Source organism: Variovorax sp. YR266 (assembly GCF_900107295.1).
Taxonomy (GTDB): Bacteria; Pseudomonadota; Gammaproteobacteria; order Burkholderiales; family Burkholderiaceae_C; genus Variovorax.
In genome coordinates this window covers 450776-476990 of record NZ_FNPM01000002.1, presented here as the reverse complement: position 1 = coordinate 476990, position 26215 = coordinate 450776, and the positions used below count along the sequence as shown (strand labels likewise).

At 65.6% G+C, this 26215-nt stretch carries 29 protein-coding genes; 20 read left to right on the top strand and 9 right to left on the bottom strand.

All coding sequences use genetic code 11. The annotated features are described in order from the left end of the window. Nucleotides 1-11 precede the first annotated feature (11 nt). From BLW48_RS07775 to BLW48_RS07740, 8 genes are all read left to right on the top strand, one after another. A complete protein-coding gene (locus BLW48_RS07775) occupies nt 12-1211 on the top strand; it encodes a YbfB/YjiJ family MFS transporter (protein WP_093173868.1) in 1200 nt (399 codons plus the stop codon). 177 nt (nt 1212-1388) lie between these two features. After that, nucleotides 1389-2036, top strand: a complete 648-nt coding sequence (gene rimP / locus BLW48_RS07770; protein ID WP_093173866.1) for a ribosome maturation factor RimP — start codon at nt 1389-1391, stop codon at nt 2034-2036. 16 nt (nt 2037-2052) lie between these two features. After that, nucleotides 2053-3546: a transcription termination factor NusA gene (nusA, locus tag BLW48_RS07765; protein WP_093054760.1), complete on the top strand. Its 1494-nt coding sequence runs from the start codon at nt 2053-2055 to the stop codon at nt 3544-3546. 24 nt (nt 3547-3570) lie between these two features. Beyond that, on the top strand, nt 3571-6558 hold the full coding sequence (infB, locus tag BLW48_RS07760; protein WP_093054762.1) for a translation initiation factor IF-2: 2988 nt from the start codon (nt 3571-3573) through the stop codon (nt 6556-6558). 21 nt (nt 6559-6579) lie between these two features. Next, nucleotides 6580-6951 carry a 30S ribosome-binding factor RbfA gene (gene rbfA / locus BLW48_RS07755; RefSeq protein ID WP_062479819.1) on the top strand — a complete coding sequence of 124 codons (372 nt, stop codon included), beginning with the start codon at nt 6580-6582 and terminating at the stop codon, nt 6949-6951. Nucleotides 6952-6953: 2 nt separating this feature from the next. Beyond that, nucleotides 6954-7910 (top strand): tRNA pseudouridine(55) synthase TruB, encoded by a 957-nt coding sequence (gene truB, locus BLW48_RS07750; RefSeq protein WP_093173864.1) that lies wholly within the window; start codon nt 6954-6956, stop codon nt 7908-7910. Then, nucleotides 7907-9745 (top strand): translational GTPase TypA, encoded by a 1839-nt coding sequence (typA, locus tag BLW48_RS07745; protein ID WP_093054766.1) that lies wholly within the window; start codon nt 7907-7909, stop codon nt 9743-9745. Before truB ends, typA begins: the two co-directional genes overlap by 4 nt. 19 nt (nt 9746-9764) lie before the next feature. Further along, entirely contained in the window at nt 9765-10682 is a 918-nt protein-coding gene (locus BLW48_RS07740; protein ID WP_093173862.1) for a DMT family transporter, read from the top strand. Between the two features lie 17 nt (nt 10683-10699). Here BLW48_RS07740 and BLW48_RS07735 read toward each other — a convergent pair whose 3' ends face one another. The 6 genes from BLW48_RS07735 to smpB form a co-directional block, all read right to left on the bottom strand. Then, nucleotides 10700-12121: a hypothetical protein gene (locus BLW48_RS07735; RefSeq protein ID WP_093173860.1), complete on the bottom strand. Its 1422-nt coding sequence runs from the start codon at nt 12119-12121 to the stop codon at nt 10700-10702. 111 nt (nt 12122-12232) lie between these two features. After that, on the bottom strand, nt 12233-12628 hold the full coding sequence (locus BLW48_RS07730; protein WP_093054772.1) for a COG4315 family predicted lipoprotein: 396 nt from the start codon (nt 12626-12628) through the stop codon (nt 12233-12235). 92 nt (nt 12629-12720) lie between these two features. Continuing rightward, a complete protein-coding gene (locus BLW48_RS07725) occupies nt 12721-13539 on the bottom strand; it encodes an anti-sigma factor family protein (RefSeq protein ID WP_093173858.1) in 819 nt (272 codons plus the stop codon). A gap of 13 nt (nt 13540-13552) precedes the next feature. Beyond that, nucleotides 13553-14068, bottom strand: coding sequence for an RNA polymerase sigma factor (locus BLW48_RS07720; RefSeq protein WP_093173856.1), 516 nt, complete (start codon nt 14066-14068; stop codon nt 13553-13555). A gap of 18 nt (nt 14069-14086) precedes the next feature. Continuing rightward, entirely contained in the window at nt 14087-14455 is a 369-nt protein-coding gene (locus BLW48_RS07715; RefSeq protein WP_093054778.1) for a COG4315 family predicted lipoprotein, read from the bottom strand. Between the two features lie 100 nt (nt 14456-14555). Then, a complete protein-coding gene (smpB, locus tag BLW48_RS07710) occupies nt 14556-15032 on the bottom strand; it encodes an SsrA-binding protein SmpB (protein ID WP_007832247.1) in 477 nt (158 codons plus the stop codon). A gap of 63 nt (nt 15033-15095) precedes the next feature. Between smpB and BLW48_RS07705 the strand changes: the two genes are divergently transcribed. Both BLW48_RS07705 and BLW48_RS07700 read left to right on the top strand, forming a co-directional pair. Further along, on the top strand, nt 15096-15542 hold the full coding sequence (locus BLW48_RS07705) for a type II toxin-antitoxin system RatA family toxin (RefSeq protein WP_093054780.1): 447 nt from the start codon (nt 15096-15098) through the stop codon (nt 15540-15542). Then, nucleotides 15542-15880, top strand: coding sequence for an RnfH family protein (locus tag BLW48_RS07700; RefSeq protein WP_093173854.1), 339 nt, complete (start codon nt 15542-15544; stop codon nt 15878-15880). Before BLW48_RS07705 ends, BLW48_RS07700 begins: the two co-directional genes overlap by 1 nt. A gap of 15 nt (nt 15881-15895) precedes the next feature. On the opposite strand, the gene BLW48_RS07695 is transcribed toward BLW48_RS07700, so the two are convergent. Further along, nucleotides 15896-16426, bottom strand: coding sequence for a DUF4124 domain-containing protein (locus tag BLW48_RS07695; protein ID WP_093074568.1), 531 nt, complete (start codon nt 16424-16426; stop codon nt 15896-15898). Nucleotides 16427-16554: 128 nt separating this feature from the next. Here BLW48_RS07695 and guaB point away from each other — a divergent pair, with 128 nt between their 5' ends. From guaB to guaA, 4 genes are all read left to right on the top strand, one after another. After that, nucleotides 16555-18024, top strand: coding sequence for an IMP dehydrogenase (gene guaB / locus BLW48_RS07690; protein WP_093054786.1), 1470 nt, complete (start codon nt 16555-16557; stop codon nt 18022-18024). A 166-nt stretch (nt 18025-18190) separates the two neighbouring features. Then, nucleotides 18191-18439, top strand: a complete 249-nt coding sequence (locus tag BLW48_RS07685) for a type II toxin-antitoxin system Phd/YefM family antitoxin (protein ID WP_093074566.1) — start codon at nt 18191-18193, stop codon at nt 18437-18439. Nucleotides 18440-18450: 11 nt separating this feature from the next. Then, complete coding sequence (locus tag BLW48_RS07680; RefSeq protein ID WP_093054789.1) at nt 18451-18870, top strand: type II toxin-antitoxin system VapC family toxin; 420 nt, start codon at nt 18451-18453, stop codon at nt 18868-18870. 11 nt (nt 18871-18881) lie between these two features. Further along, complete coding sequence (gene guaA, locus BLW48_RS07675; RefSeq protein ID WP_093173852.1) at nt 18882-20501, top strand: glutamine-hydrolyzing GMP synthase; 1620 nt, start codon at nt 18882-18884, stop codon at nt 20499-20501. Between the two features lie 64 nt (nt 20502-20565). Here guaA and BLW48_RS07670 read toward each other — a convergent pair whose 3' ends face one another. Further along, on the bottom strand, nt 20566-21174 hold the full coding sequence (locus BLW48_RS07670) for a porin family protein (RefSeq protein ID WP_177142294.1): 609 nt from the start codon (nt 21172-21174) through the stop codon (nt 20566-20568). A 1-nt stretch (nt 21175) separates the two neighbouring features. Between BLW48_RS07670 and BLW48_RS35365 the strand changes: the two genes are divergently transcribed. After that, nucleotides 21176-21328: a hypothetical protein gene (locus BLW48_RS35365; protein WP_177142293.1), complete on the top strand. Its 153-nt coding sequence runs from the start codon at nt 21176-21178 to the stop codon at nt 21326-21328. A 131-nt stretch (nt 21329-21459) separates the two neighbouring features. Continuing rightward, nucleotides 21460-21963: a 2'-5' RNA ligase family protein gene (locus BLW48_RS07665; RefSeq protein WP_256330731.1), complete on the top strand. Its 504-nt coding sequence runs from the start codon at nt 21460-21462 to the stop codon at nt 21961-21963. Between the two features lie 33 nt (nt 21964-21996). Here BLW48_RS07665 and BLW48_RS07660 read toward each other — a convergent pair whose 3' ends face one another. Continuing rightward, nucleotides 21997-22911, bottom strand: coding sequence for a LysR family transcriptional regulator (locus tag BLW48_RS07660; protein ID WP_093054799.1), 915 nt, complete (start codon nt 22909-22911; stop codon nt 21997-21999). Nucleotides 22912-23038: 127 nt separating this feature from the next. Between BLW48_RS07660 and BLW48_RS07655 the strand changes: the two genes are divergently transcribed. Genes BLW48_RS07655 through BLW48_RS07640 form a run of 4 tightly spaced genes read left to right on the top strand, consistent with a single transcriptional unit; the run spans nt 23039 to nt 26129 of the window. Next, nucleotides 23039-24028 carry a 2Fe-2S iron-sulfur cluster-binding protein gene (locus BLW48_RS07655; protein WP_093173846.1) on the top strand — a complete coding sequence of 330 codons (990 nt, stop codon included), beginning with the start codon at nt 23039-23041 and terminating at the stop codon, nt 24026-24028. 36 nt (nt 24029-24064) lie between these two features. Next, nucleotides 24065-25321 carry an aromatic ring-hydroxylating dioxygenase subunit alpha gene (locus BLW48_RS07650; protein WP_093173844.1) on the top strand — a complete coding sequence of 419 codons (1257 nt, stop codon included), beginning with the start codon at nt 24065-24067 and terminating at the stop codon, nt 25319-25321. Next, nucleotides 25318-25800, top strand: a complete 483-nt coding sequence (locus BLW48_RS07645) for an aromatic-ring-hydroxylating dioxygenase subunit beta (RefSeq protein WP_093173842.1) — start codon at nt 25318-25320, stop codon at nt 25798-25800. Before BLW48_RS07650 ends, BLW48_RS07645 begins: the two co-directional genes overlap by 4 nt. A gap of 8 nt (nt 25801-25808) precedes the next feature. After that, nucleotides 25809-26129: a non-heme iron oxygenase ferredoxin subunit gene (locus tag BLW48_RS07640; RefSeq protein WP_093074550.1), complete on the top strand. Its 321-nt coding sequence runs from the start codon at nt 25809-25811 to the stop codon at nt 26127-26129. Nucleotides 26130-26215 lie beyond the last annotated feature (86 nt).

The following is a 26215-nucleotide window of genomic DNA, read 5'->3' as shown; positions in this document are numbered from 1 at the left end:
GACTGCAAGAAATGTCGGAAATCGGACGCGACCGGCGCGGAGCCTGGCGCGCGGCGCTGGCCTGCATGGTCACCCTCGCAGTGGCGATGGGCCTGGGGCGCTTTGCCTTCACACCCATGCTGCCCATCATGCTGCACGAGGGAAAGCTGGAGCTGGCGGCGGGCGGGGTTCTGGCGTCGCTCAACTACCTGGGGTACTTCCTCGGTGCGGTGAGCTGTGCCGCCATCGGCATCAAGGCGTCGAGCATGGTGCGGGGCGGACTGGTGGCCACGGCCGCTCTGCTGATCGGCATGGGCTTGCTGCACAGCTTCACGAGCTGGGGCGTGCTGCGCACGGCGGCAGGCGTGATGAGCGCCTGGGTCTTCGTCTTCGCTTCAGGCTGGGGCCTGCGCCGGCTGGCGGAGACGAACGCGCCGACGCTGGCCGGCGTGATCTACACCGGGCCGGGAATCGGCATCGCGATGACGGGCCTGCTCGGTGGTGCGCTTGGGCGCTGGGGTTCCGAGGCGGGGTGGATCGGCCTTGGCATCCTGGCGGTCGTGCTGATCGCGGTGATCTGGAGGGTGTTCGACGACGGCGAGCGGGCATCCGCAGGTGGCGGTGCCGCTCCGGCGCCTGCTGCGGCGGTTCGCGTGGCCGGGCCGGCCGATCGCAGCGACGCGATCTGGCTGGTCGCGCTCTATGGGCTGGCGGGCTTCGGTTACATCATTACCGCCACCTTCCTGCCGGTGATCGCCCGGCAGGCGCTGCCGGGATCGTCCTGGCCGGACTTCTTCTGGCCGCTTTTCGGGCTGGCTATTATCCCGGGCGCGCTGATCGGAGCCCGCGCGCCGACGCATTGGGACAACCGGCTGCTGCTGGCTTGCGCCTACGCGTTGCAGGCGCTGGGCGTCGTGCTGTCGGTGGCATGGCCGAGCATTGCCGGATTCGCGCTCGGAAGCCTGCTGCTGGGCATGCCGTTTACCGCGATCACTCTTTTTGCCATGCGGGATGCGCGCCGGCTGCGCGGCAATGCGGCTGCCGGGCTGATCGGCTACGCGACGGCATCCTATGGAGTGGGGCAGATCGTCGGGCCGCTGTTTGCGGCGCCACTGGCCCAGCGGACGGGGTCTTTTCAGCTGCCGTTGCTGGTCGCGGCGGCGGCATTGGCACTCGGCGCGGTGCTATTCGCATTGGTTTGGTTCAAATCGCGCCAATCAATAGGTGGCTGAGCCTCGAAGCCCCTTCATTTATTACACAAATAGCATATAATTCGAGGCTCACGACCAAACGGGCGGGTACCAACCGCCCGTTTTTTTTGGTCTATGCATTCTGAGCATTCATGGCGATCTGGCATCCGTGGCGGGCGGATGGCATGAACCCAGTATTTAAAAGGCACCTTCGAACACGTGGCATTGCAGCAAATAGTGGAACAAACCGTGGCCGGTCTCGGCTATGACCTGGTCGAGATCGAACGCTCGGCCGGGGGATTGCTGCGCGTGACGATTGATTTGCCCTGGGCGGCCCCCACCTTGGAAGATGCGGCTGCTGGCGTGCCAGAGCCCTTCGTGACGGTCGAAGACTGCGAGAAGGTAACGCGCCAATTGCAATTTGCGCTCGAGGTCGATGGTGTCGATTACAAGCGGCTCGAGGTGTCCTCGCCCGGTATTGACCGTCCGCTGCGCAATGAGCAGGATTTCGAGCGTTTCGTGGGCGAGGTGATCGACATCACGCTCAAGGCGCCAATGGGCGCTGCGGCGGCGGGCCAGGTGTCGGCCACTCGCAAGAAGTTTCGCGGCACGCTGGAGCGTGTTGCACTGGTTGAGGGCGCTGTCGGCGCCCAGGGCTGGCAAATCGTCTGGAGCGACGCGCCGGAGCCCAAGCCGGGTCAAAAAGTGAGCAAGAAGCGCGCGCCTGCAACGCTGCAGGCGCTGGGTTTCGTGCTGGACGAGCTGCGCGAGGCGCGGCTCGCGCCTATTGTGGATTTCAAGGGCCGCAAGGCCAAAACCCAACCGGGTTTTTCGGATATTGACGACGGAACGCAGGTTCCGGACTGACTAGAGGAGTGGTGGCATGAATCGCGAAATGTTGATGTTGGTGGATGCGATCTCGCGCGAGAAGAACGTCGAGCGTGACGTGGTCTTCGGTGCGGTCGAGTCCGCTCTGGCGCAAGCCACCAAGAAGCTCCATCAGGGCGACGTGGACATTCGCGTCGCGGTCGATCGCGACAGCGGCGACTACGAAACCTTCCGCCGCTGGCACGTCGTGCCCGACGAGGCCGGCCTGCAGCTGCCCGACCAGGAAATCCTCCTGTTCGAAGCCAAGGAAGAAATGTCGGACATCGAAGTCGGCGAGTACATCGAAGAAGCGGTGGACTCGGTGCCGATCGGCCGCATCGGCGCCATGGCTGCCAAGCAGGTCATCCTGCAGAAGATCCGCGACGCCGAGCGCGAGATGCTGCTCAACGACTTCATGTCGCGCGGCGACAAGATCTTCGTGGGCACCGTCAAGCGCCTGGACAAGGGCGACATCATCGTCGAGGCCGGCCGTGTCGAAGGGCGCCTGCGCCGCAGCGAAATGATCGCCAAGGAAAACCTGCGCAACGGTGACCGCGTGCGCGCCATGATCATGGAGGTTGACCTGACGCTGCGCGGCGCGCCGATCATCCTGTCGCGCTCGGCCCCCGAGTTCATGATCGAGCTGTTCCGCCAGGAAGTGCCCGAAATCGAGCAAGGCCTGCTCGAAATCAAGAGCTGCGCCCGTGACCCGGGTTCGCGCGCCAAGATCGCCGTGCTATCGCACGACAAGCGCGTCGACCCCATCGGCACCTGCGTCGGCGTGCGCGGCACCCGTGTCAACGCCGTGACCAACGAGCTCGCCGGCGAGCGCGTGGACATCGTGCTGTGGAGCGAAGACCCGGCCCAGTTCGTGATCGGTGCGCTGGCCCCGGCCAACGTGTCGTCGATCGTGGTGGACGAAGAAAAGCACGCCATGGACGTGGTGGTCGACGAGGAAAACCTCGCCATCGCCATCGGCCGCGGCGGCCAGAACGTGCGCCTGGCTTCCGACCTCACCGGCTGGAAGATCAACATCATGGACGCCAACGAGTCGGCCCAGAAGCAGGCGACCGAAACGGACGCCAGCCGCAAGCTCTTCATGGAAAAGCTCGACGTCGACGAGGAAATCGCCGACATCCTCATTTCGGAAGGCTTCAACAGCCTCGAAGAAGTGGCCTATGTGCCAATTTCCGAAATGCTGGAAATCGAGGCCTTCGACGAAGACACCATCAATGAGCTGCGCTCGCGTGCCAAGGATGCGCTGCTGACCATGGAAATCGCCAAGGAAGAGGGCGTCGAGGCCCAGTCGACGGTGTCGCAAGACCTGCACGACCTCGAAGGCCTGGACCCCGAGCTGATTCCCAAGCTGACCGAAGCGGGTGTGAACACCCGTGACGATCTTGCCGACCTCGCGGTCGATGAACTCACCGAGATCACCGGCCAAAGCGCCGATGACGCCAAAGCCCTCATCTTGAAAGCCCGCGAACACTGGTTCGCCGGCCAAGAGTGACGGTCATGGAGGCACGAAACCAATATGTCCAGTACCACTGTCGCCGAGTTCGCGAACGAGCTCAAGAAGACTCCCGAAACCTTGCTTGACCAGCTCAAGAGCGCAGGTGTGCCCAAAGCGGCCGCCACCGATGCGCTCACCGAGGCTGACAAGCAGCGCCTGCTCGGCCACCTGAAGGCCAGCCACGGCACGGTCGAGCCCGAGCGCAAGAAGATCACGCTGACCAAGAAGTCGACTAGCGAGATCAAGCAGGCCGACGCCACCGGCCGCGCCCGCACCATCCAGGTCGAGGTGCGCAAGAAGCGCACCTTCATCCAGCGCGAAGACGGCCATCCCGCCACGCCCGAGACGGCGCAGCAAGTGGCCGAGGCACCTGCCGCCGCGCCCGCCGCTCCCCGCATCGACGAAGCCGAACTGGCCCGCCGCGAGGAAGAAGCGCGCCGCCAGGCCGAGCTGATCCGCCGCCAGGAAGAAGAGCTGGCTGAAAAGCGCCGCCTGCGCGAAGAAGCCGAAGCTCGCGAACGCGAGCAGGCCGAAAAGGCTGAGAAGGCCGAGCAGGAAGCCGCACGTGTCGCCGCCGAAACCGCCGAGAAGAAGGCCGCTGCCGCAGCAGCTGCTGCCGCCGCGAGCGCAAAGGACAGCACCACGGCCACCAAGCCGGCGGCTGCCCCCGCGCCCGCCGTGACGGCCGCCGCCGCTGCTGCAGAGCAGAAGGCTGCCGATACCAAGCTCGCCGCGCAAACTGCTGCGACGCAGGCCAAGGAAGACGCGAAGGCCAAGGCCGCCGCCGAATCGAAGGCCCGCGCCGACGAAGAAGCCGCGCGCGCCAAGGATCTCGACGAGCGTCGCCGCAAGGCCCTTGCCGAAGCCGAAGCCATCCGCGCCATGATGAACGCACCGGCCCGCGTGCTGGTGCCGCACAAGGCACCCGAGAAGCCGCAGCCCGAAAAGGCCGCGGTCAAGGGAACGCTGCACAAGCCGACCGCGCCCGCAGCGCGTGCCGGCGCACCTGCCGCGCCCGGCGCTGCAGCAGCTGCACCCGGCGCTGCCGGTGCCGCAGGCAAGGAAGTCAAGTCCGCCAAGCTCTCGTCGAGCTGGGCTGGCGATCCTGCCAAGAAGAAGGAAATCAAGACCCGCGGCGATGCCAGCGGTGGTGTCGGTCGCGGCAACTGGCGCGGAGGCCCGCGCGGTCGCCGTGGCAACGACCGCGGCGGTCACGACGAGCAACATGCGCCGGCCGCACCGGTCGAGGCGCGCATTCTCGAAGTGCATGTGCCCGAAACCATCACGGTGTCCGAGCTCGCGCACAAGATGGCCGTCAAGGCGCAAGAGGTCATCAAGCAACTGATGAAGCTCGGCCAGATGGCGACCATCAACCAGTCGCTCGACCAGGACACCGCAATGATCCTGGTGGAGGAAATGGGTCACAACGCGGTGGTTGCCGCGCTTGACGACCCGGAAGCCTTCACCGACGAGGACGTGTCGGCGCAAACCGCCGAAGCCTTGCCGCGCGCGCCGGTCGTGACCGTCATGGGTCACGTCGACCATGGCAAGACCTCGCTGCTCGACTACATCCGCCGCGCCAAGGTCGCTGCGGGCGAAGCCGGCGGCATCACGCAGCACATCGGTGCCTACCATGTGGAAACCGATCGCGGCATGGTGTCGTTCCTCGACACCCCGGGTCACGAGGCCTTCACGGCCATGCGTGCTCGCGGTGCGCAAGCTACCGACATCGTGATCCTGGTGGTGGCGGCCGACGACGGCGTCATGCCCCAAACCAAGGAAGCCATCAAGCACGCGAAGGCGGCTGGTGTGCCGATCGTGGTTGCCATCAACAAGGTGGACAAGCCCGACGCCAACCTGGACCGCGTGAAGCAGGAACTGGTGGCCGAAGAGGTCGTGCCCGAAGAGTACGGCGGCGACGTGCCGTTCGTGCCGGTGTCCGCCAAGACGGGCCAGGGCATCGACGACCTGCTCGAACAGGTGCTGCTGCAGGCCGAAGTGCTGGAACTCAAGGCGCCGGTGGATGCCGCCGCCAAGGGCCTGGTCATCGAAGCCCAGCTCGACAAGGGCCGCGGCCCGGTTGCTACCGTGCTGGTTCAGTCCGGTACGCTCAAGACCGGCGACGTGGTGCTGGCTGGCTCGACCTATGGTCGCGTGCGTGCCATGCTGGACGAAGACGGCAAGTCGACCAAGACCGCAGGCCCGTCGATCCCGGTCGAAATCCAGGGTCTGACCGAAGTGCCGCAAGCGGGCGACGAGTTCATGGTGATGAGCGATGAGCGCCGTGCGCGCGAAATCGCTACCTACCGTGCCGGCAAGTTCCGCAACACCAAGCTGGCGAAGGCCCAGGCCGCGAACCTGCAGAACATGTTCACCGACCTGTCGGCGGGCGAAGTGCAGACGCTGCGCATCATCATCAAGGCCGATGTTCAGGGCTCGCAGGAAGCTCTGGCGCAATCGCTGCTCAAGCTGGCGACGGACGAAGTCAAGGTGCAGGTGGTGTACGCCGGCGTGGGTGGTATCAGCGAAAGCGACATCAACCTCGCCATCGCCTCCAAGGCGGTCGTGATCGGCTTCAACGTGCGTGCCGATGCCGGTGCGCGCAAGCTGGCCGAGAACAACGGCGTGCAGCTGAACTACTACAGCATCATTTACGACGCCGTGGACGAGATCAAGGTCGCGATGTCGGGCATGCTGGCACCGGAGCGCCGCGAAGAAATCATCGGCTCGGCCGAAATCCGCACGGTGTTCGTGGCCTCGAAGATCGGTACCGTTGCAGGTTCCTACATCACCTCGGGCTCGGTCAACCGCACTGCGCATTTCCGCCTGCTGCGCGACAACGTGGTGGTCTATACGGGCGAAATCGACTCGATCAAGCGCATGAAGGACGATGTGCGCGAAGTCCGCGAAGGTTTTGAGTGCGGTATCAAGCTCAAGAACTACAACGACATCAAAGAGGGCGATCAGCTCGAATTCTTCGAGATCAAGGAAATCGCCCGGACGCTGTAAGCGTTCCATGCGAGAAAGTCCATGCCGAAGAGAAAAGCCGCCGCCCCCAACCGCGCATTCAAGGTCGCCGATCAGATCCAGCGCGATCTGACGGAGCTGATCGCGCGCGAGTTGAAGGATCCGCGCGTGGGCATGGTCACGATCCAGGCCGTCGAGGTCACGCCCGACTATGCGCACGCGAAGATTTTCTTCAGCCTGCTCACGGGCGACGTGGCCGAGACGACCGAGGCGCTGAACCAGGCCGCGGGCTTCCTGCGCAACGGCCTGTTCAAGCGCCTGCACATCCACACCGTGCCCACGCTGCACTTCCTGTTCGACCGCACCACCGAGCGTGCGGCCGACATGAACGCGCTCATCGCGCAAGCCGTCGCTTCGCGCTCGAAAGACGACTAGCCATGAACGCGCCACGCACAAGGGTGCAGCGGCGCCCTGTGCATGGGGTGTTGTTGCTCGACAAGCCGCTGGGACTCTCCAGCAACCAGGCCTTGCAAAAGGCCAAGTGGTTGCTGCGCGCGGAAAAAGCAGGCCACACCGGCACGCTCGATCCGCTCGCGACGGGAGTCCTGCCGCTTTGTTTTGGCGCGGCGACCAAGTTCAGCCAGTTGCACCTCGATGCCGACAAGACTTACGAGGCCACGGCTCGCCTGGGCATCAAGACCGCGACCGGCGATGCCGAGGGCGAAGTGATCGCCGAGCGGCCGGTGCACGTCACGCCTGAAGACCTGGCGCGCGTCGAGGCACAGTTCACCGGCCCGATCCGCCAGGTGCCCCCGATGCACAGCGCGCTCAAGAAGGACGGCAAGGCGCTGTACGAATACGCGCGTGAAGGCGTCGAAGTCGAGCGGGCGCCGCGTGACGTAGTGATCCACAAGCTCGAACTCGGCGCGATCGGCGACGACGTCATCCGCATCCTCGCCTCCGTCAGCAAGGGCACCTACATCCGCACCCTCGGCGAAGACATCGGCGAGGCGCTTGGCTGCGGTGCACACCTGAGCTCGCTGCGCCGGACCGCCACGGGCGGCTTCGTCGAGGCCCAGTGCATCACGCTCGAAGCGCTCGAAGCCATGGACGAGGAAGAACGCCTGGCACAACTCCTGCCTGCCGAAGCCCTGGTGGGCGGCCACAGCCGCGTCACGCTCGGCGCGGAAGATGCGGCACGTTTTCTTTCGGGCCTGCGCCGCCGTGGCGGCTGGGCCGATGCCGATGAGGTGGCCGTGTTCGGCTCCGACCCGCAGGCGTTCCTGGGCACAGCCCATGTAACGGCCGGCGAATTGATCCCGGGGCGCTTGCTGAACCCCATCGAAATCCAGCAAATTCTTTTGAACGCACAACAGACCGAAGCGACACCATGAGTACCAAGCAAATTCGCAATATCGCCATCATTGCCCACGTGGACCATGGCAAGACCACGATGGTCGACCAATTGCTGCGCCAGTCCGGCACCTTCGCCGAGCACGAGAAAGTGGTCGACACGGTGATGGACAACAACGCCATCGAAAAGGAACGTGGCATCACGATCCTGGCCAAGAACTGCGCCGTGACCTGGGAAGGCACGCACATCAACATCGTCGACACCCCGGGCCACGCGGACTTCGGCGGTGAAGTGGAACGCGCGCTGTCGATGGTCGACGGCGTGGTGCTGCTGATCGACGCGCAGGAAGGCCCGATGCCGCAGACGCGCTTCGTGACCAAGAAGGCGCTGGCCCTCGGCCTGAAGCCCATCCTCGTGGTGAACAAGGTCGACAAGCCGGGCGCCAACCCCGACAAGGTGGTCAACGCCGCCTTCGACCTGTTCGACAAGCTCGGCGCGACCGACGAACAGCTGGACTTCCCCGTGGTGTACGCCTCGGGCATCAACGGCTGGTCGTCGCTGGAAGAAGGCGCGCAGGGCGAGCAGTGGGGCCCCGACATGTCGGCCCTGTTCAACACCATCCTGAAGCACGTGCCGGCGCAAAAGGGTGATCCCGCCGCGCCGCTGCAGCTGCAGATTTCCGCGCTCGACTTCTCGACCTTCGTCGGTCGCATCGGCGTGGGCCGCATCAGCCAGGGCACCCTGAAGCCGATGATGGACGTGGTGGTGATGGAAGGCCCGGACGGCAAGGCCATCAAGGGCCGCGTCAACCAGGTGCTGACTTTCCAGGGCCTGGACCGCGTGCAGGCCACTGAAGCCGGCCCGGGCGAGATCGTGCTGATCAACGGCATCACCGACATCGGTATCGGCGTTACCGTGACCGACCCCGCGAACCCCGCGCCGTTGCCGATGCTCAAGGTCGACGAACCGACCCTGACGATGAACTTCTGCGTCAACACCAGCCCGCTGGCCGGCCGCGAAGGCAAGTTCGTCACCAGCCGCCAGATCTGGGACCGCCTGCAGAAAGAACTGCAGCACAACGTTGCGCTGCGCGTGAACGAAACCGACGAAGAAGGCATCTTCGAAGTGATGGGTCGCGGCGAACTGCACCTGACCATCCTGCTGGAAAACATGCGTCGCGAAGGCTATGAAATGGCCGTGTCGAAGCCGCGCGTGGTGTTCCGCACCGTCAACGGCGAGAAGCACGAGCCGATCGAACTGGTGACGGCCGACATCGAAGACCAGCACCAGGGCGGCGTGATGCAGGCACTGGGCGAGCGCAAGGGCGAACTCGTCAACATGGAACCGGACGGCCGTGGCCGCGTGCGCCTCGAATACCGCATTCCGGCGCGTGGCCTGATCGGCTTCACGAACGAATTCCTGAACCTGACGCGTGGCTCGGGCCTCATCAGCAACATCTTCGACAGCTACGAGCCGCACAAGGGCGACATCGGCAGCCGCAAGAACGGCGTGCTGATCTCCATGGACGACGGTGAAATCTTCACCTACGCCCTGGGCAAGCTGGACGACCGCGGCCGCATGTTCGTGAAGGCGAACGATCCGGTGTACGAAGGCATGATCGTCGGCATCCACAGCCGCGACAACGACCTGGTGGTGAACGCCACGCGCACCAAGCAGCTGACGAACTTCCGCGTCTCGGGCAAGGAAGACGCGATCAAGATCACGCCCCCGATCGAACTCACGCTCGAATACGGCGTGGAATTCATCGAGGACGACGAGCTGGTCGAAATCACGCCCAAGAGCGTGCGCCTGCGCAAGCGCTACCTGAAGGAACACGAGCGCAAGCGCGCCGGCCGCGATACGTCGCAAGGCTGATCGACTCCGTCGATTTGCCATGCGCCTGACGCACGGCGGCGCCGTCTGGCTGATGGTCGTCGTGACCCTGATGTGGGGCACGGCGGGCGTCGTCACCCGCCACCTGGCGCAGGCGCACAGTTTCGAGATCACCTTCTGGCGCAGCCTCTTCACGACGCTGGCGCTGCTGGTGATCTTGCCGCTTTGGCGGGGCCGCGCCGTGTTCTCGCAACTGCGCCGCGGCGGGCGCGAACTCTGGATCTCGGGCGTGTGCTGGGCCGTGATGTTCACGGCCTTCATGGTCGCGCTCACGCTGGCTTCGACGGCCAGCGTACTCGTCACCATGTCGCTCGGGCCGCTGCTCACGGCGCTGGCGGCGCGCTTCTTCATCGGCCATAAGCTGCCCGCGCGCACCTGGCTGGCCATCGTGGTCGCGGGTGCGGGCATCGGCTGGATGTACGGCACGCAGCTCATGCAGGGCGGGGGCGGATCGCTGGCCGGCACGCTGCTCGCGCTGTGCGTGCCGCTGGCGGGCGCGGCCAACTGGACCGTGGTTCAGCACGCGCAGGCGAAGGGCCACAAGGTGGATCTGGTGCCTGCGGTGCTCATCGGCGCGGTGCTCACGGCGCTCTTCACGCTGCCCTTTGCATGGCCGTTCCAGGCCAGCGCGCATGACCTTGGACTGCTGGCCTTTCTGGGCGTGTTCCAGCTCGCCATTCCCTGCGTTCTGTCGGTGTTGTGCGCCCAGGTGCTGAAGGCGCCTGAAGTCGCGTTGCTGGCCTTGCTGGAAGTCATTTTCGGCATCGCGCTGGCCTGGATCGGTGCGGGCGAGCAGCCCGCAGCGAGCGTACTGACCGGCGGGGCGCTGGTCATTGGCGCGCTGGTGTTCAACGAACTGCTGGCGCTGCGCGGTCGGCGCACCACGGTCGCCGACACCGCGGTGCCGGGCGCGCACTGATCGACTGGCGCTTCTGCCTACTGCGGCATGGCTGCGTCGGTGACGCCCATGCTGCTCAGCCGCGCTTCGAGCACCTTGCGCACGAAGGTCTTCGGAAAGTCGTCGCTGACGCGCCAGTTGCCGTTGTCTTCCACGAAGGTGAATTCTCCGGTCACGGGCAATGAGGTGTCGCTGCCTGAGAGGGCGCCCAGCAGGCTGTCGTTGTATTCGATGACCAGCGGGCAGGTGTGGCCCATGCCATCGTCCAGCTTGCGGCAGGGGCCCGTGGGCTCGATCTCGGCGATTTCTCGCGAGCGGTTCGGGTCCTTGCGCACCAGGCCCGAGTCGGTGCGCGGACGCATGCGCATGGCCGAAGCCGATCGTGCCGCGCTCAGCGGCGCCGCGCCTTCGCGGAAGGCTTTTTCCATCGCCTCGCGGCCGATGGGCTCGGCGTTGTAGAGCGGCCTGCCATCGGCGTCGAGGTGCCCGAAGCGTGCCTCGACGATGGCTACGTCCGCGCCGCGCACCACCATCTCGTCGCTCTTCGGCTCCGTGGGACCGATGGTGTACGCCATGGGTTCCTTGCTGTCGCCCCGCGTCATGACCGCCACGCAGCCTCGCACGCGCTCCGGCTTGCGGTAGCCGACTTCGCGCATGCTGCCGACGGAGGGCGTTTCGATCACGGTGCCGGCGTTCGGGTCGAGGTGGCGCATGCGCACGTCCATGGTCACGCGGCGCATGAGGCTGTCGAGTGTCTTGCGCGTAGAGGCGGCGTCGCAGGCGGGCACGCTCGCCGGGGCGAACAGGTACCAGCCGAGGCCGCCGCCGATCACCGCCACGGCCAGGATGAACTTCCACGCGCCGATGCGGCGGCTGCGTTGCGCGCGAGCCTGCCATGCCTTGATGGCCTGCTCGTCGGCCTCGATCAGGGCCTGTGCCTCGTTCACGATGCGCGTGCGCTCGGCGGCCATGGCAAAGGCCGGCTCGGCGGCGACCTGGGCGCGCAGGGCGTCGAAGCGTTCCTTTTCGAGCGGGCCTTCGGTTGCCAGCCAGGCCAGCGTGGCCACGGGTGACGCAGCCACGGTGCCCACGACCGGCGTTTCCGTCAGCGCCATGTCGCGCGTCTCGGCGTCGATGAGGCTGTCCCTGAAGAGCACCTCGATTGCCTCGTGCGTGATGCCTTGCCCGGCCAACTCGATGAGGTCGTCGGCATCGATGGCGGTATCCGCCGCGTCGTCGGCGTGCGGGGCGTCGTCGCCGATCTTGTCGAGCGCCGCGTTCTGTTCTTCCTCGGTGACCAGGCCGCGTACGCGCATCCAGGCCAGCGCATGGGCCGGGCTCGGGAGCGGGGGAAGGGCGGCGGTTTCGGGGTGGGCGCGCGCGGCGTCGTGCTGTGCGTCGCTGATCAGGCCCTGGGTCAGCAGGGCGAGGAACGCATCCGGATTGGCGTCAGGGCTCATGCGGGGATTCTGCCGTGGGTGGTGCGGCCTCTACACCGGGAAACGCCGGGAAAAGCCGATAAAAGAAAACGCCGGCAGGCGCCGGCGTTCTTGCGTCAGATCCTTGATGGATCAGGGACGAGCGACTTTCCAGGCGCCGTTTGCCACGCCGTCGCCGGTCTTGTCACCGGGCTTGGCATCTTTCGCCCAGTAGTACAGCGGCCAGCCCTTGTAGGCCCACTGGCGCTTGCCGTCTTCGCGAATGATGATGGTGTAGCCGCCGATGGGCTTGGCGGTGTCGGCCACGGCGAGCGCGGGCCAGTTGGCGGCGCACTGGGCGTTGCAGGCGGAGGTGCCGGAGCCGGCGGTGTCCTTGGTGAAGGTGTACAGCGTCATCCCGTTCGGTCCGACCAGCACGCCGTCGGCGGTGCGGGTGGGCGTGTCGGGGGCGCTGGCGGTCTTGTTGGACATGCCGCCGCAGCCGGCGAGCAGGGCCGCCGCGAGGATCGAGGCGCTGAGCAATTTCATGCAGTTTCTCCTTCAGTTGAAAAATCGCGAAAACAAGCCAGGTGACGGAAAGCCGGGCAATGTAATTGCGCGACCGGCAGTTTATGCGGTCGTTACGACAAATCGCGGTAGGCCAGCGTCGCAAGTTTGAGCAGAACTTCTCGCGGCAGCTTGCCGGCGAGGGCATAGCCGAAGCCCTGGTCGACCCAGTAGAAGCTGGGCACGGGCCCTTCGGAGGCGAAGCGGAAGGCGGTTTCGCGTGCGGCGGTGGCTCCGGCGGCATTGGCGTCCAGCGTGCCGATGTAGAGCGTCACGCGCTCGCCGGCCGCATCTTCGAACATGAACTGGGCACGCGCGCCGGTTTCCCCGGGCAGCAGGCGGCCGCCGACCAGGGTGTAGCCCTGGGTGGAGAGGTCGGGCACCTTCAGCGGCCTGTCGAGGCGCCTGGAGAGCCACTGGACCAGGTGCTGCTGCTCGGAGGCGGCCACTTCGACGGGATGTCTTTTCTCGGGTGCGTAGACGGCGTGCGCGACAGAGGCGTCGTGCACGAATTCGCGCACCGCCGGCACCTTGGCCAGTTGCGTGCCGCCGCGCGGCGCGGACCATTGGGCATTCCCGAGCCAGCCGGCAGCGAAGGCGATCAGCAGACCTGCCGCCATGCCGCCCCAGCGAAGCCAGGAGACGTGCCGTGCCGTTCGCGGCAGATGCCGATCGAGTGCGCCCATCAGGGCCGCGGGAACCGGTTCGTCGAGCAGTTCGCCATGCAGCCGGCGCAAGGCATCGCGCTGCGTGTGCCAGGCAGCGACCTTGGCGGCCACGGCGGGATCGCTGGCAATGGCTTCCTCGACCGCGCCATGGCGTTCGGCGGCCAACTGGCCATCGACCCAGGCGTGCAGCTCGTCGTCGGTAGGGGGCGGGGCGGGGTGGCTCATGGTGCGGCGGGTTTCATTTGAGGCGGCGCAGGCCGGGGCGAATGGGCGCCGATGCGCCGTCCATCAGTTCCTGCAGCCGGACGCGGGCACGCGACAGGCGCGACATCACCGTGCCGGCCGGGATGCCGAGCACCTTGGCCACTTCGGCATACGACAGGTCTTCGAGCGTCACCAGCAGCAGCACGGCGCGCTGTTCCTCCGGCAACTGCATCAGGCAGCGCTGCAGGTCGAGGCTGGTGCCCTGGTCGCGACCAGGATCGACGCCGCCCTGCAGTTCGTGCGGCAGGTCGTCGAGCGGCACCACGGCATGGGGTGGTGGCGTGCGGCGGACCTGGCTCGCGAAGATGTTGTGCATGACGGTGAAGAGCCACGCGCGCAGGTCGCTGCCCACCACCCACAGACGCCATTTGCTGCAGGCGCGCTCCAGCGTGTCCTGCACCAGGTCGTCGGCCGCCCACGCATTGCCCGTGAGTGCCCGCGCATAGCGGCGCAGGCTCGGGATGTGCTCGACCAGCAGGCGGGCGTCCATGGAGCGTGGATCGATCGGTCAGGGCTTGGCGGTTTTCCAGGTGCCGTTGACGCCGTCGCCGGTCTTGTCGCCCGGCTTGGTGTCCTTGGCCCAGTAGTACAGCGGCCAGCCTTTGGCGGCCCATTGCTTCTTGCCGTCGTCGCGGGTGACGATGGTGAAGTCGCCGCTCGGCTTGTCGCTGTCGGCGGCCATGAAGGGCGGCCAGTTGGTGGCACAGCCGCCATTGCAGACCGACTTGCCGTTGCCGGCCGTGTCCTTGTCGAAGGTGTAGAGCGTCATGCCGTTCGCACCGACCAGCGCGCCGTCGGCGGGCTTGGGCTGGGCGAAGGCGGGGAGCGCGAGAACGGCGCTCAGCAATACGGCGGAAGATGCGCGAAAAGGCGACATGGAAAGACTCCTGGGTTGTGTGTGGCGACACCTGTGGTCCGGTGACAACCGCACAAACGCCCGCAGCCCGTCTTTTATTCCATTGCCCGCAAAAAAAGATTCAGCGGCTGCGGTTCTTCATTGCGCGCTCGACTTCGCGCTTGCCTTCGCGGTCCTTGATGGTGTCGCGCTTGTCGTGTTCGGCCTTGCCCTTGGCGAGCGCGATCTCGCACTTCACCTTGCCGGCCTTCCAGTGCAGGTTGAGCGGCACCAGCGTGTAGCCCTTTTGCTCGACTTTGCCGATCAGGCGACGGATTTCGTCCTTCTTCAGCAGCAGCTTCTTGGTACGGACCGAATCGGGGTTGACGTGGGTGGATGCGCTCTTGAGCGGGTTGATCTGGCAACCCACGACGAACAGTTCGCCATTGCGGATCACCACGTAGCCGTCGGTGAGCTGCACCTTGCCTTCGCGCAGCGATTTGACTTCCCAGCCTTCGAGGACCATGCCGGCCTCGAAGCGTTCTTCGAAGAAATAGTTGTACGCGGCCTTCTTGTTGTCGGCGATGCGGGAGGAGGTATCTTGTTTCTTTGTGGCCATGACTCGGGAATGTGGGGGCTGCATGGCTTCAATACAATCCGTCGCGCACGCTGTGTCGATTCTATGAAAACAGTCAACAAGTCCGTCCTCATCTGGTACAGCGCCGAAGAGATGTATGCGCTCGTCACCGATGTGGCGAGGTATCCGCAGTTTCTTCCCTGGTGCGACAAGGCCCGCATCATCGAGCAGGACGAGGCCGGCATGACGGCCGAAGTCGGCTTGGCCTTTGCCGGTTTGCACCAGAGCTTTACCACCCGCAACACCCATGTTCCGGGGCGCGAGGTGCAGCTGAAGCTGGTCGACGGGCCGTTCTCCAACCTCGACGGCAAGTGGAAGTTCGTGCCCGTGGGCGAGCAGGGCGAGCGCGCCTGCCGCGTCGAGCTGCACATGAGCTACGGCTTCAGCAATTTCGCCCTGCAGGCGCTGGTCGGACCGGTGTTCGACACCATCGCCTCCAGTCTTGTCGAAGCCTTCGTCAAGCGCGCCGAGCAGGTCTACGGCGCACCCTGATGACCATCGAGGTCACGCTGAGCTGCTCGCCCGCGGCACGCGAGGTGTTCGAGCAGGTGCTGCAGCTCTTGCCCGAGACAACACTGGCCGATGCGGTGCGGGCCAGCGATCTTTCGCTGCGTTTTCCGGACCTGGATTGGCGTCATGCGATGACGCCGGGCATCTGGGGCAGGGTTGTCGAGTGGGACCAGCCCCTGAAGGACGGCGACCGCATCGAGCTGTGCCGCCCTCTCGCGGCGGACCCCAAGGTGGCGCGCCGGGAGCGCTTCCAGCGCCAGGGCTCGAAGGGAACCGGCCTGTTCGCGAATCGCCGCAAGGGCGGCAAGGCCGGCTACTGAGCTCGAGCTGCCGGGCTACTTGCAGTCGCTGTTGATGACCGTCTGAAGGCGCTTCTGCTCGGCGGCGCGCGCAGCGTCGTCCATGATCTCGCGCTCGCCCTGCGAATTGACCTTGGCAATGCGCATGCCGCTGTCGACGGTGGCCTTGCCCTGGCGTGCGAGAGCGCAGTTGTCGGCCTTGGCCTTTGCGACCTTGGCGGCTTCTGCGGCTTCCTTGGCCTTTGCTTCGGCTTCGGCCTTCTTGGTCTTTTCCTCGAGTTCCTTGTCGACACCAGTCGGCTTCGGCGTACCCGCCGTCTTGGCCGGTGCAGTTGCCTCGGCCGGCGTACCTTCAGCGGGCGGCGCATCGACGTTGGGGTTCGCAGTGGAGCGCGCCGCTGGCGGCGGGCCCACGCGGCGCAGGATGTTCTTCTCGGGCACATCGGGCGGTGGCGCCTGATCGCTGAAGACCTTCTTGCCGTTCTTGTCGAGCCATTGCCATTGCGCGCTTGCCGAAAGCGGCAGCGCAACGACACATCCCAGTACCAGCCAGTGCACGAATTTCATCCCCGAAGTTTAGCCGGGCCTTACTTTTTGCAACATCCCGCTTAGGTAGTTTTGCAACGCCCATGAAAAGCCCGGGCCGGCGAACAGGTCGGGCGCCTCGTTACAATCCGTCTTTTGGAGCTTCACCCATGCGCCTTCTCGGCAAAGCGCTCACCTTCGACGACGTGTTGTTGGTGCCAGCGTTCTCCCAGGTCCTGCCCAAGGACACCTCCCTCGCCACCAAACTCTCCCGCAACATCACGCTGAACCTGCCGCTCGTCTCGGCGGCCATGGACACCGTGACCGAAGCCCGCCTGGCGATCGCCATCGCGCAAGAGGGCGGCATCGGGATCGTTCACAAGAACCTCACCGCGCAACAGCAGGCCGCCGAAGTGGCCCGCGTGAAGCGCTACGAGTCGGGCGTTCTGCGCGACCCGGTGGTGATCACCCCGACGCACTCGGTGCGCCAGGTGATGGCGCTGTCAGACCAGCTCGGCATCTCGGGCTTCCCGGTGGTTGACGGCGGCAAGGTCGTTGGCATCGTGACGGGGCGCGACCTGCGCTTCGAGAACCGCTATGACGTGCCGGTCAGCGAAATCATGACCCAGCGCGAGAAGCTCATCACCGTGCCCGACGGCACCACGCTGGCCGAAGCCAAGGCATTGCTCAACAAGTACAAGCTCGAGCGGCTGCTCGTCATCAACGGCGACTGGGAGCTCAAGGGCCTCATCACCGTCAAGGACATCACGAAGCAGACCAGCTTCCCCAATGCCGCACGCGACGCCAATGGCCGCCTGCGCGTAGGCGCTGCGGTCGGCGTGGGCGATGGCACCGAAGAGCGCGTCGAAGCCCTGGTGAAGGCCGGCGTCGACGCCATCGTGGTCGACACCGCCCACGGCCATAGCTTTGGCGTGATCGAGCGCGTGCGCTGGGTCAAGAAAAACTACCCGCAGGTCGAAGTCATCGGCGGCAACATCGCCACCGGCGACGCCGCGCGCGCGCTGGCCGACGCCGGCGCCGACGCGGTCAAGGTCGGCATCGGCCCGGGCTCCATCTGCACCACCCGCATCGTGGCCGGCGTGGGCGTGCCGCAGATCATGGCGGTCGACAGCGTCGCCACCGCGCTGCAGGGCACGGGCATTCCGCTGATCTCCGACGGCGGTGTGCGCTACTCGGGCGACATCGCCAAGGCCATCGCGGCCGGCGCGAGCACCGTCATGATGGGCAGCATGTTCGCCGGCACCGAAGAGGCACCGGGCGAAATCGTGCTGTACCAGGGCCGCAGCTACAAGAGCTACCGCGGCATGGGCTCGATCGGTGCGATGCAGCAGGGCAGTGCCGACCGGTACTTCCAGGAATCGACCACCGGCAACCCCAACACCGACAAGCTGGTGCCCGAAGGCATCGAAGGCCGCGTCCCCTACAAGGGCTCGATCGTCTCCATCGTCTACCAGATGGCTGGCGGCGTGCGCGCCAGCATGGGCTACTGCGGCTGCGCGACCATCGAGGACATGCAGAACAAGGCCGAGTTCGTCGAGATCACCACGGCCGGCATCCGTGAGAGCCACGTCCACGACGTGCAGATCACGAAGGAAGCGCCGAACTACCGCGCCGAGTAGTCTGGCCCCCACGCTCCCCCACTGCGTGTGGGTCGCTGCCCCCCAAGGGGGCCGCAGGCCGCCTTGGGACGGCCCGGCGTCGGCCTGAAGCCCATTCTGGCCAGACCTTGAAAGTCAGGCCAGAATGGGTTTAGAATTTGGGCCAGATTCAAATTTTCTGGCCCAAATGCAATCCATCGGCATCGCTGAAGCCAAGAACAACTTCTCGGCCCTGATCGACCTGGTCGAAAAGGGCGAGGAGGTTCGCATCACCCGCCACGGCAAGGAAGTCGTGCGCATGCTGCCGGTGCGCCGCAAGCCGGTCATCACCGACGAGCAGATCGAGCGCGAACTCGGCCAGATCGACGCGCTGCACGCCACCATCCAACCCGGCCTGCCATTGCGCGCCTTGCTCGACGAAGGGCGCCAATCGTGACAGCCTTCGTCATGGACGCCTCCGTCACCGCCGCCTGGCTGCTGCCCGACATGGCCAGCGAACACACCCGCAAGCTCTACGCCGCCATCCGCCGCGACGAGGTCGAGCCGCAGGCGCCCAACGCCTGGCAGTGGGAGTGCGCCAACATTCTTGCCAATGGCGTACGCAGCGGCCGCATTCCGGCGTCCGCGGTCGAAGGGCTGTGGAGCGTGCTCGACGCCATCCGCCATCGCGTCGAGCTGCATGAACTCGCGCCGGCCCAGCACAAGGCTGTGCTCGCGGTCGCCATCGATGCCGGCGTCTCGCTCTACGACGCGGGCTACCTCTGGCTCGCCAAGTCGCTCAATCTCCCGCTCGCCACCTTCGACGAGCACCTCATCCAGGCGGCGCCGCAAGCGGGCGTCAAGCTGTTCGACATTTCAACGCTCTGAGTCCTTTCGCCATGCAACACGACAAGATCCTCATCCTCGACTTCGGCTCGCAAGTCACGCAGCTCATCGCACGCCGCGTGCGCGAGGCGCACGTGCTGAGCGAAGTGCACCCCTGCGACGTTACCGACGAATGGGTGCGCCAATACGCCGCCGACGGCCACCTCAAGGGCGTGATCCTTTCCGGCAGCCACGCCAGCGTGTACGAAGAGACCACCGACAAGGCTCCGCAGGCCGTGTTCGACCTCGGCGTGCCCGTGCTCGGCATCTGCTACGGCATGCAGACCATGGCGCACCAGCTCGGCGGCAAGGTCGAGGGCGGCCACAAGCGCGAGTTCGGCTTCGCGGCCGTGCGCGCCCATGGCCACACCGCGCTGCTGAAGGACATTGCCGACTTCACCACGCCTGAAGGCCACGGCATGCTCAACGTGTGGATGAGCCACGGCGACAAGGTCACCGAACTGCCACCGGGCTTCAAGCTCATGGCAAGCACCGACAGCTGCCCCATCGCCGGCATGGCCGACGAGGCGCGGCGCTACTACGCGCTGCAGTTCCACCCCGAAGTGACGCACACCGTGCAGGGCAAGGCGATCATCGAGCGCTTCGTGCTCGGCATCTGCGAAGCCAAGCCCGACTGGGTCATGCGCGACCACATCGCCGAAGCCGTCGAGAAAATCCGCGAGCAGGTGGGCGACGAGGAAGTGATCCTCGGCCTTTCGGGCGGTGTGGATTCGAGCGTGGCAGCCGCGCTCATCCACCGCGCCATCGGCGACCAGCTGACCTGCGTGTTCGTCGACCACGGCCTGCTTCGCCTGAACGAGGGCGACATGGTCATGGAGATGTTCGAAGGCAAGCTGCACGCGAAGGTGATCCGCGTCGACGCCAGCGACCTGTTCCTCGGCAAGCTCGCAGGCGTGAGCGACCCTGAAGCCAAGCGCAAGATCATCGGCGGCGAGTTCGTCACCGTGTTCAAGCAGGAGGCCGCCAAGCTCAAGGCGGGCGACGGTGGCCACAAGGGTGCGACCTTCCTGGCGCAGGGCACTATCTATCCCGACGTCATCGAGTCTGGCGGCGCCAAGAGCAAGAAGGCCGTCACCATCAAGAGCCACCACAACGTGGGCGGCCTGCCCGAGCAGCTTGGCCTGAAGCTGCTCGAACCGCTGCGCGACCTGTTCAAGGACGAAGTGCGCGAACTCGGCGTGGCACTCGGCCTGCCGCCCGAGATGGTGTATCGCCATCCGTTCCCCGGCCCGGGCCTGGGCGTGCGCATCCTCGGTGAAGTGAAGAAGGAATACGCCGACCTGCTGCGCCGCGCCGACGCGATCTTCATCGAGGAGCTGCGCAACTTCACCGACGCCGAAACGGGCAAGACCTGGTACGACCTCACGAGCCAGGCCTTTACCGTGTTCCTGCCCGTGAAGAGCGTGGGCGTGATGGGCGACGGCCGCACCTACGACTACGTGGTGGCACTGCGCGCCGTGCAGACCAGCGACTTCATGACGGCCGACTGGGCCGAGCTGCCTTATGCGCTGCTCAAGAAGGTGTCGGGCCGCATCATCAATGAAGTGCGGGGCATCAATCGCGTGACGTACGACGTTTCGAGCAAGCCGCCGGCGACGATCGAGTGGGAGTGATTTGCCGCATTTCGCGGACATGCGTCTGCCATAGGTAGGCCGGGCTTCCGGCCTACCACTTCGGTCAGAAACTCGCCTTCAGACCCACCGTCAGCATGCCGCCCTTGGCCTGCTTCGACAGCTTGCCGAAGTAGTCGTAGTCCGCGGTGATGGCAAGGTTCTGCGTCATGCGGTACTCCGCGCCGAAGCCTGCCATTACGCCGGTCGAACTGCCCGAGATGCGCTGGTTGACCGGCACCCAGTTGTTGTCGCCGGAAATGCGTCCACGCGAAACACCGAGGCGGCCGTTGATGGCGAAGGAATCGCCCAGCGGCAGGCGCGCGGTGGCGGCTGCGTAGAAGACCTGGCCCGTGCCGCTTTGCAGGCGGGAGTAGGCGCCGCCCGAGCTCCACTGGCTTACGCGGCCGAGGCGCGCATAGCCGGCTTCCACACCGAAGTTTTCCGTCAGCCTGTAGCCGCCGTAGAGCTTGTAGGCCGTGCCGGCCTTGCTGCTCTTCTCGCCGCCCCATGGCATGGGCACGCGGTTGGACGACGGCAGGCTGTAGCTCGAGCGGCCGATGGCGCCGCCTACATAGAGTCCGGTATCTGCGTTCGGAGCGGCGGCGTGCGCGCCGATGGCAGTGGTGCCGAGCAAAAGTGCGGCGAGGGCAGAGCAGGCAAGCGAATGCTTCAAGATGAAATTCCTGGTTGGATCTGTTGAGATTTGTGCGACGCGTGACCGGCTGTTTGACCCGGTCACCGGCGTGCGACGATTCTCAAATTCCAATCTGAAGAAGAGCTTTGTGCTTGCTGAAGGGCTCATGAAGCGCACTCTCGATGCGCGATGATCGGAGCAATGCCAGAACAGCTTTTTCTTCCCGGAATCGATCCCCCGCCGCGGCCCCTGCCGCGTCCACGAAGCAAGGTGCTCCGCAAGGAACCACTGCCGCACGCACTCTTTTTCGCACTGCTCCCCGACATGCAAGACGCCGCGATGATCGCCGCGCTCGGCGAGCGCATGAATTCGCAACACGCCCTGAAGGGAACGCTGGTCGAGGCGCATCGCCTGCATGTCACGCTGTTCGATCTCGGCGACTACGCGCAGGTGCCGGCCGACAAGGTGGCGCAGGCTTCGAACGCTGCCGCCTCGGTGCCTGTGCCGGCATTCGATGTCGTTTTCGAGAAATCCATGAGCTACGCGAAAGGCGCGCTGGTGCTGTGCGCCGACGATGCGGAGAGCGGCTCGGCCCTGCGGGCTTTCAGGCAGCGCCTGGGCGAGGCACTGGCCGATGCCGGCCTGAAACCCTCGCGCTCATTCACGCCGCACATGACCGTCGCCTACGCGCGGCGCAAGCTCGAGAAGCACGCGCTCGAAGCGCCAGTCCGGTGGACTGCCGGGTCGCTCGTTCTGATCGACAGTCACGTCGGCGAGGGCGTGCACGAGGTGCTGGGCCGGTGGCCTGACAACACTGCGGTCGCCTGAGGCGAGCGTGCGGCGTCTCCCTGCCAGTCGCGATCAATCGCCGTCCGCGAAGTTGTCGAACAGCAGCCCGCGCAGCCATTGGTTGCCCGGGTCGCGGTGCGCCTTCGCGTGCCAGAACAGATTGATCGCAATCTGCGGCAGTGCCACCGGGTGAGGGCGCCACACCAGCCCGAAAGGCTCGGCGATGCTCTGCGCGAGCCGCTCGGGCACGGTCGCGATCATGTCGCTGGAGCGCAGGATGTGGCCGATGGCCACGAAGTGCGGCACCTTGAGCTTGATACGCCGGTGAATGCCCTGAGCCGCCATCACGTCGTCGGCCTTGCCATGGCCCGTGCCGGCCGCCTGCACCTGCACGTGGTCGGCCGCGCTGAAGTCCTTGAGCGACACGCTGCGCTTGCGTGCGAGCGGATGCTCCTTTGAAAAGATGCACACATAGCGCTGCAGGAACAGCCGGCGCTGGAACACGCCGGCTTTCAGCTGCGGCAGCAGGCCGATGGCGATGTCGACGTGGCCGGCTTCCAGCTCGTCGCGCAGGCTGGCCGCGGTGTTGTTGCGCACGGTACTGATGGTCACGCCGGGCGCCGCCACTGACAGCGCCTCCATCAGCCGTGGCGTGAAGTAGATCTCGCCGATGTCGGTCATCGCGAGCGTGAAGCCGCGCGTGCTCGTGGCGGGGTCGAACACCACTTGCTGGTTGAGCGCAGTATGCAGCGCACCCATCGCGTAGGCGACAGGCTCGGCCAGCTGCAGCGCGAAGGGCGTGGGCTCCATGCCGCGCGCGGTGCGCAGGAACAATTCGTCGCCCAGCAGCTTGCGCAGCCGCGCCAGCGCATTGCTGATGGCCGGCTGCGAGAGTCCGAGTGACTCGGCCACGGCCGATACGCGTTTCTCGGCCAGCATGCGGTCGAACACGAGCAGCAGGTTGAGGTCGATGTCCTTGAGTTGCATGGCGCACCTTTATTCATCGTGGTGATGCAGAGGATTCACCAAATTCTATTGGTCAATCGGCAGCGGCCGCGCATCATCCGGCCCCAGAGACAAGCCGGCCATGACGCCGGCGCAAGAGAACCCCACGATGGACCTGCATATTCACCCCCTTGCCCGTACCCTCGAAGTTCGCCCCGGCGCGAACCTGCTCGAAGTGCTGCGCGAGCACCATGTGCCGGTGTCGTACAGCTGCATGTCGGGGCGCTGCGGCACCTGCCGCTGCAAGGTGGTTTCGGGCCAGGTGCTCGACGCTGGCCAGGACGCGATCCGGCCAGACGGGCAAGGCGAGCGCTACGTGCTGGCCTGCCAGAGCACGCTGACCGAAAGCTGCGCCATCGAGATCCCGGAGCCCGACGAAGTGGTGGTGCACCCGGCGCGCATCCTCAAGGCCACTGTCACCGGTATCGACGTGCTCACGCATGACATCCGCCGCCTGCGCCTGAAGCCGAACAAGCCGCTGGAGTTTTCTCCTGGACAGTATGCGCAGCTGCAATTCGCGCCCGACCTGGCACGGCCATATTCGATGGCGGGGCTGAGCCACGACTCGGAGCTTGAATTCCACGTGCGCAGGGTGCCCGGCGGGCGAGTCACGGCGCACATCTTCGAGCAACTGTGCGTAGGCGATTCGGTGCGCGTGAGCGGGCCGCTGGGCACGGCCTACCTGCGCACGAAGCATCGAGGGCCGATGCTCTGCGCAGCGGGTGGCACGGGGCTGGCGCCCATCCTGTCGATCGTGCGGGGCGCCATCGCGGCGGGGCTCAAGCAGGCCATTCACCTCTACCTGGGCGTGCGCTCCGATGCCGACGTCTACGGCCTGCAGGAACTGCGCGAGCTGCAGGCGCAGCACTCCGGCCTGAACGTCCACGTGATCGTCGTCACCGGCCCCGCGCGCGACGGCCAGCGCGTCGGCCTCATTACCGACGCCATTCGCGCCGACTGGCCCGGCAGCCTCGATGGCTGGCGCGCCTACCTCTGCGGCTCGCCGCCGATGGTCGAGGCCGTGACGCAACTGGTGCGCGGTCGCGGCCTTGCCCCCGAGCAAACCCATGCCGATGCCTTCTACCTGCAAGGCACCTGAAGCGAAGATCCACGAGAAAAGAAAAGGAGACCCGCGATGACCACGCAAGCCGTGTTCCCCATCGAGCTGAAATGGGAAAGCGAAAAGAGCAGCCGCATTCCCTTCATGGCCTATACCGACGAGGCACTGCACAAGAAGGAGCTGCAGCGCTTCTTCTACGAAAAGCACTGGTGCTACGTCGGCCTGGAAGCCGAGATCCCGAATCCGGGCGACTTCAAGCGCACCACCATCGGCGAACGCTCGGTCGTGATGTCGCGCGACGAGGAGGGTGCCATCCACGTCTTCGAGAACGTCTGCGCCCACCGCGGCATGCAGTTCTGCCGCGAGCGCCAGGGCAACCGCAAGGAGTTCGTCTGCCCCTACCACCAGTGGAACTACACGCTCAAGGGCGATCTTCAGGGCGTGCCGTTTCGCCGCGGCGTGAAGCAGGACGGCAAGGTCAACGGCGGCATGCCGGCCGACTTCAAGACCGAGGAGCACGGCCTCACCAAGCTCAAGGTGGCCTCGCGCGGCGGCGTGGTGTTCGCGTCGTTCGACCATGAAATCGAGTCGTTCGAAGACTTCCTCGGCCCCGACATCCTTCATTACTTCGACCGCCTGTTCGATGGGCGCAAGCTCACCATCCTCGGCTACAACCGCCAGCGCATTCCGGGCAACTGGAAGCTCATGCAGGAGAACATCAAGGACCCGTATCACCCGGGCCTGCTGCACACCTGGTTCGTCACTTTCGGGCTCTGGCGCGCAGACAACAAGTCGGAGCTGAAGATGGACGCTCGCGGCCGCCACGCCGCCATGATTTCCACGCGCGGCAACGCCGGCAAGGCTGCGCAGGTCACGCAGGTGTCGAGCTTCAAGGAGAGCATGCAGCTGAAAGATCCGCGCTTTCTCGACATCGTGCCCGAGCCCTGGTGGGGCGGGCCGACCGCGGTGATGATGACGCTGTTTCCGAGCCTGATCCTGCAGCAGCAGGTCAACAGCGTGTCGACGCGGCATATCCAGCCGGTGGGGCACGATGCCTTCGATTTCGTCTGGACGCATTTCGGCTTCGAGGACGACACCGAGGAGATGACGCAGCGACGCCTGCGCCAGGCCAATCTGTTCGGGCCGGCCGGCTTCGTCTCGGCCGACGACGGCGAGGTGATCGAGTTCTCGCAGGAGGGCTTCGAGCAGAAGCCCTTCCACCGCACACTGGCCGAGCTCGGCGGACGCGAGGTCGAGAACACCGATCACATGGTGACCGAGACGCTGATCCGCGGCATGTATCGCTACTGGCGCGAGGTGATGGAAGCATGACGAACCTCGACGCCAACATTTATCTCGATCTGTCGCGGCTCTACGCGGCCTACGCGCATGCCGTCGATTCCGGCAACTGGGACCTGTGGCCTGCGTTCTTCATCGAGCAATGCAGCTACCGCCTGCAGCCGCGCGAGAACCACGAGCGCAACCTGCCGCTGGCCACGCTCTCCTTCGAGAGCCGGGGCATGCTGGAAGACCGGGTCTACGGCATCAAGGAGACGCTGTTCCACGACCCGTACTACCAGCGCCACGTCGTCGGACTGCCGCTGGTGCACAAGGTCGATGACAACGGCACGATTCATAGCGAGGCCAACTATGCGGTGTTCCGCACCAAGCTTGACCAGGCCTCGACCGTGTTCAACGTGGGGCGCTACCTCGACACCGTGGTGCCCACGCCCGAGGGCCTGAAGTTCGCCACGCGCCTGTGCGTGTTCGACAGCGAAATGATCCCGAACTCCATCATCTACCCCATCTGAAAGCAACCATGAGCACGATGACCTGGGTCGACGCCGCGGCAGTCGACGACGTTCCCTCCGACGACGTGGTGGGTATCGAGGTGCAGGGGAGGGACATTGCCCTCTACGGCACCGAGGACGGCATTCACGCCACCGACAACATCTGCACGCACGGCCACGCGCGGCTGTGCGACGGCTTTCTCGAAGGCCACGAGATCGAATGCCCACTGCACCAGGGGCGCTTCGACGTGCGCACAGGCAAGGCGATGTGCGCGCCGCTCACGGAAGACCTGCGCAGCTATCCGGTGAAGATCGAAGGCGGGCGGGTGTTTCTCGCGTTCGAGGGCTGATCTGTTCTGCCGCTTGTCTGCACCGTCTGTATCTGTTCTGCCGCGAAAGGGCTGGCGACAATGACGCTCCCTTTCACGGAACAGCC

Excerpts from the sequence above, each read along its gene's own strand:
- BLW48_RS07775 (WP_093173868.1), top strand. The coding sequence starts at position 12 with ATGTCGGAAATCGGACGCGACCGGCGCGGAGCCTGGCGCGCGGCGCTG.
- nusA (WP_093054760.1), top strand. The coding sequence starts at position 2,053 with ATGAATCGCGAAATGTTGATGTTGGTGGATGCGATCTCGCGCGAGAAG.
- infB (WP_093054762.1), top strand. The coding sequence starts at position 3,571 with ATGTCCAGTACCACTGTCGCCGAGTTCGCGAACGAGCTCAAGAAGACT.
- rbfA (WP_062479819.1), top strand. The coding sequence starts at position 6,580 with ATGCCGAAGAGAAAAGCCGCCGCCCCCAACCGCGCATTCAAGGTCGCC.
- truB (WP_093173864.1), top strand. The coding sequence starts at position 6,954 with ATGAACGCGCCACGCACAAGGGTGCAGCGGCGCCCTGTGCATGGGGTG.
- typA (WP_093054766.1), top strand. The coding sequence starts at position 7,907 with ATGAGTACCAAGCAAATTCGCAATATCGCCATCATTGCCCACGTGGAC.
- BLW48_RS07740 (WP_093173862.1), top strand. The coding sequence starts at position 9,765 with ATGCGCCTGACGCACGGCGGCGCCGTCTGGCTGATGGTCGTCGTGACC.
- BLW48_RS07735 (WP_093173860.1), bottom strand. The coding sequence starts at position 12,121 with ATGAGCCCTGACGCCAATCCGGATGCGTTCCTCGCCCTGCTGACCCAG.
- BLW48_RS07730 (WP_093054772.1), bottom strand. The coding sequence starts at position 12,628 with ATGAAATTGCTCAGCGCCTCGATCCTCGCGGCGGCCCTGCTCGCCGGC.
- BLW48_RS07725 (WP_093173858.1), bottom strand. The coding sequence starts at position 13,539 with ATGAGCCACCCCGCCCCGCCCCCTACCGACGACGAGCTGCACGCCTGG.
- BLW48_RS07720 (WP_093173856.1), bottom strand. The coding sequence starts at position 14,068 with ATGGACGCCCGCCTGCTGGTCGAGCACATCCCGAGCCTGCGCCGCTAT.
- BLW48_RS07715 (WP_093054778.1), bottom strand. The coding sequence starts at position 14,455 with ATGTCGCCTTTTCGCGCATCTTCCGCCGTATTGCTGAGCGCCGTTCTC.
- smpB (WP_007832247.1), bottom strand. The coding sequence starts at position 15,032 with ATGGCCACAAAGAAACAAGATACCTCCTCCCGCATCGCCGACAACAAG.
- BLW48_RS07705 (WP_093054780.1), top strand. The coding sequence starts at position 15,096 with ATGAAAACAGTCAACAAGTCCGTCCTCATCTGGTACAGCGCCGAAGAG.
- BLW48_RS07700 (WP_093173854.1), top strand. The coding sequence starts at position 15,542 with ATGACCATCGAGGTCACGCTGAGCTGCTCGCCCGCGGCACGCGAGGTG.
- BLW48_RS07695 (WP_093074568.1), bottom strand. The coding sequence starts at position 16,426 with ATGAAATTCGTGCACTGGCTGGTACTGGGATGTGTCGTTGCGCTGCCG.
- guaB (WP_093054786.1), top strand. The coding sequence starts at position 16,555 with ATGCGCCTTCTCGGCAAAGCGCTCACCTTCGACGACGTGTTGTTGGTG.
- BLW48_RS07685 (WP_093074566.1), top strand. The coding sequence starts at position 18,191 with ATGCAATCCATCGGCATCGCTGAAGCCAAGAACAACTTCTCGGCCCTG.
- BLW48_RS07680 (WP_093054789.1), top strand. The coding sequence starts at position 18,451 with ATGGACGCCTCCGTCACCGCCGCCTGGCTGCTGCCCGACATGGCCAGC.
- guaA (WP_093173852.1), top strand. The coding sequence starts at position 18,882 with ATGCAACACGACAAGATCCTCATCCTCGACTTCGGCTCGCAAGTCACG.
- BLW48_RS35365 (WP_177142293.1), top strand. The coding sequence starts at position 21,176 with ATGAAATTCCTGGTTGGATCTGTTGAGATTTGTGCGACGCGTGACCGG.
- BLW48_RS07665 (WP_256330731.1), top strand. The coding sequence starts at position 21,460 with ATGCAAGACGCCGCGATGATCGCCGCGCTCGGCGAGCGCATGAATTCG.
- BLW48_RS07660 (WP_093054799.1), bottom strand. The coding sequence starts at position 22,911 with ATGCAACTCAAGGACATCGACCTCAACCTGCTGCTCGTGTTCGACCGC.
- BLW48_RS07655 (WP_093173846.1), top strand. The coding sequence starts at position 23,039 with ATGGACCTGCATATTCACCCCCTTGCCCGTACCCTCGAAGTTCGCCCC.
- BLW48_RS07650 (WP_093173844.1), top strand. The coding sequence starts at position 24,065 with ATGACCACGCAAGCCGTGTTCCCCATCGAGCTGAAATGGGAAAGCGAA.
- BLW48_RS07645 (WP_093173842.1), top strand. The coding sequence starts at position 25,318 with ATGACGAACCTCGACGCCAACATTTATCTCGATCTGTCGCGGCTCTAC.
- BLW48_RS07640 (WP_093074550.1), top strand. The coding sequence starts at position 25,809 with ATGAGCACGATGACCTGGGTCGACGCCGCGGCAGTCGACGACGTTCCC.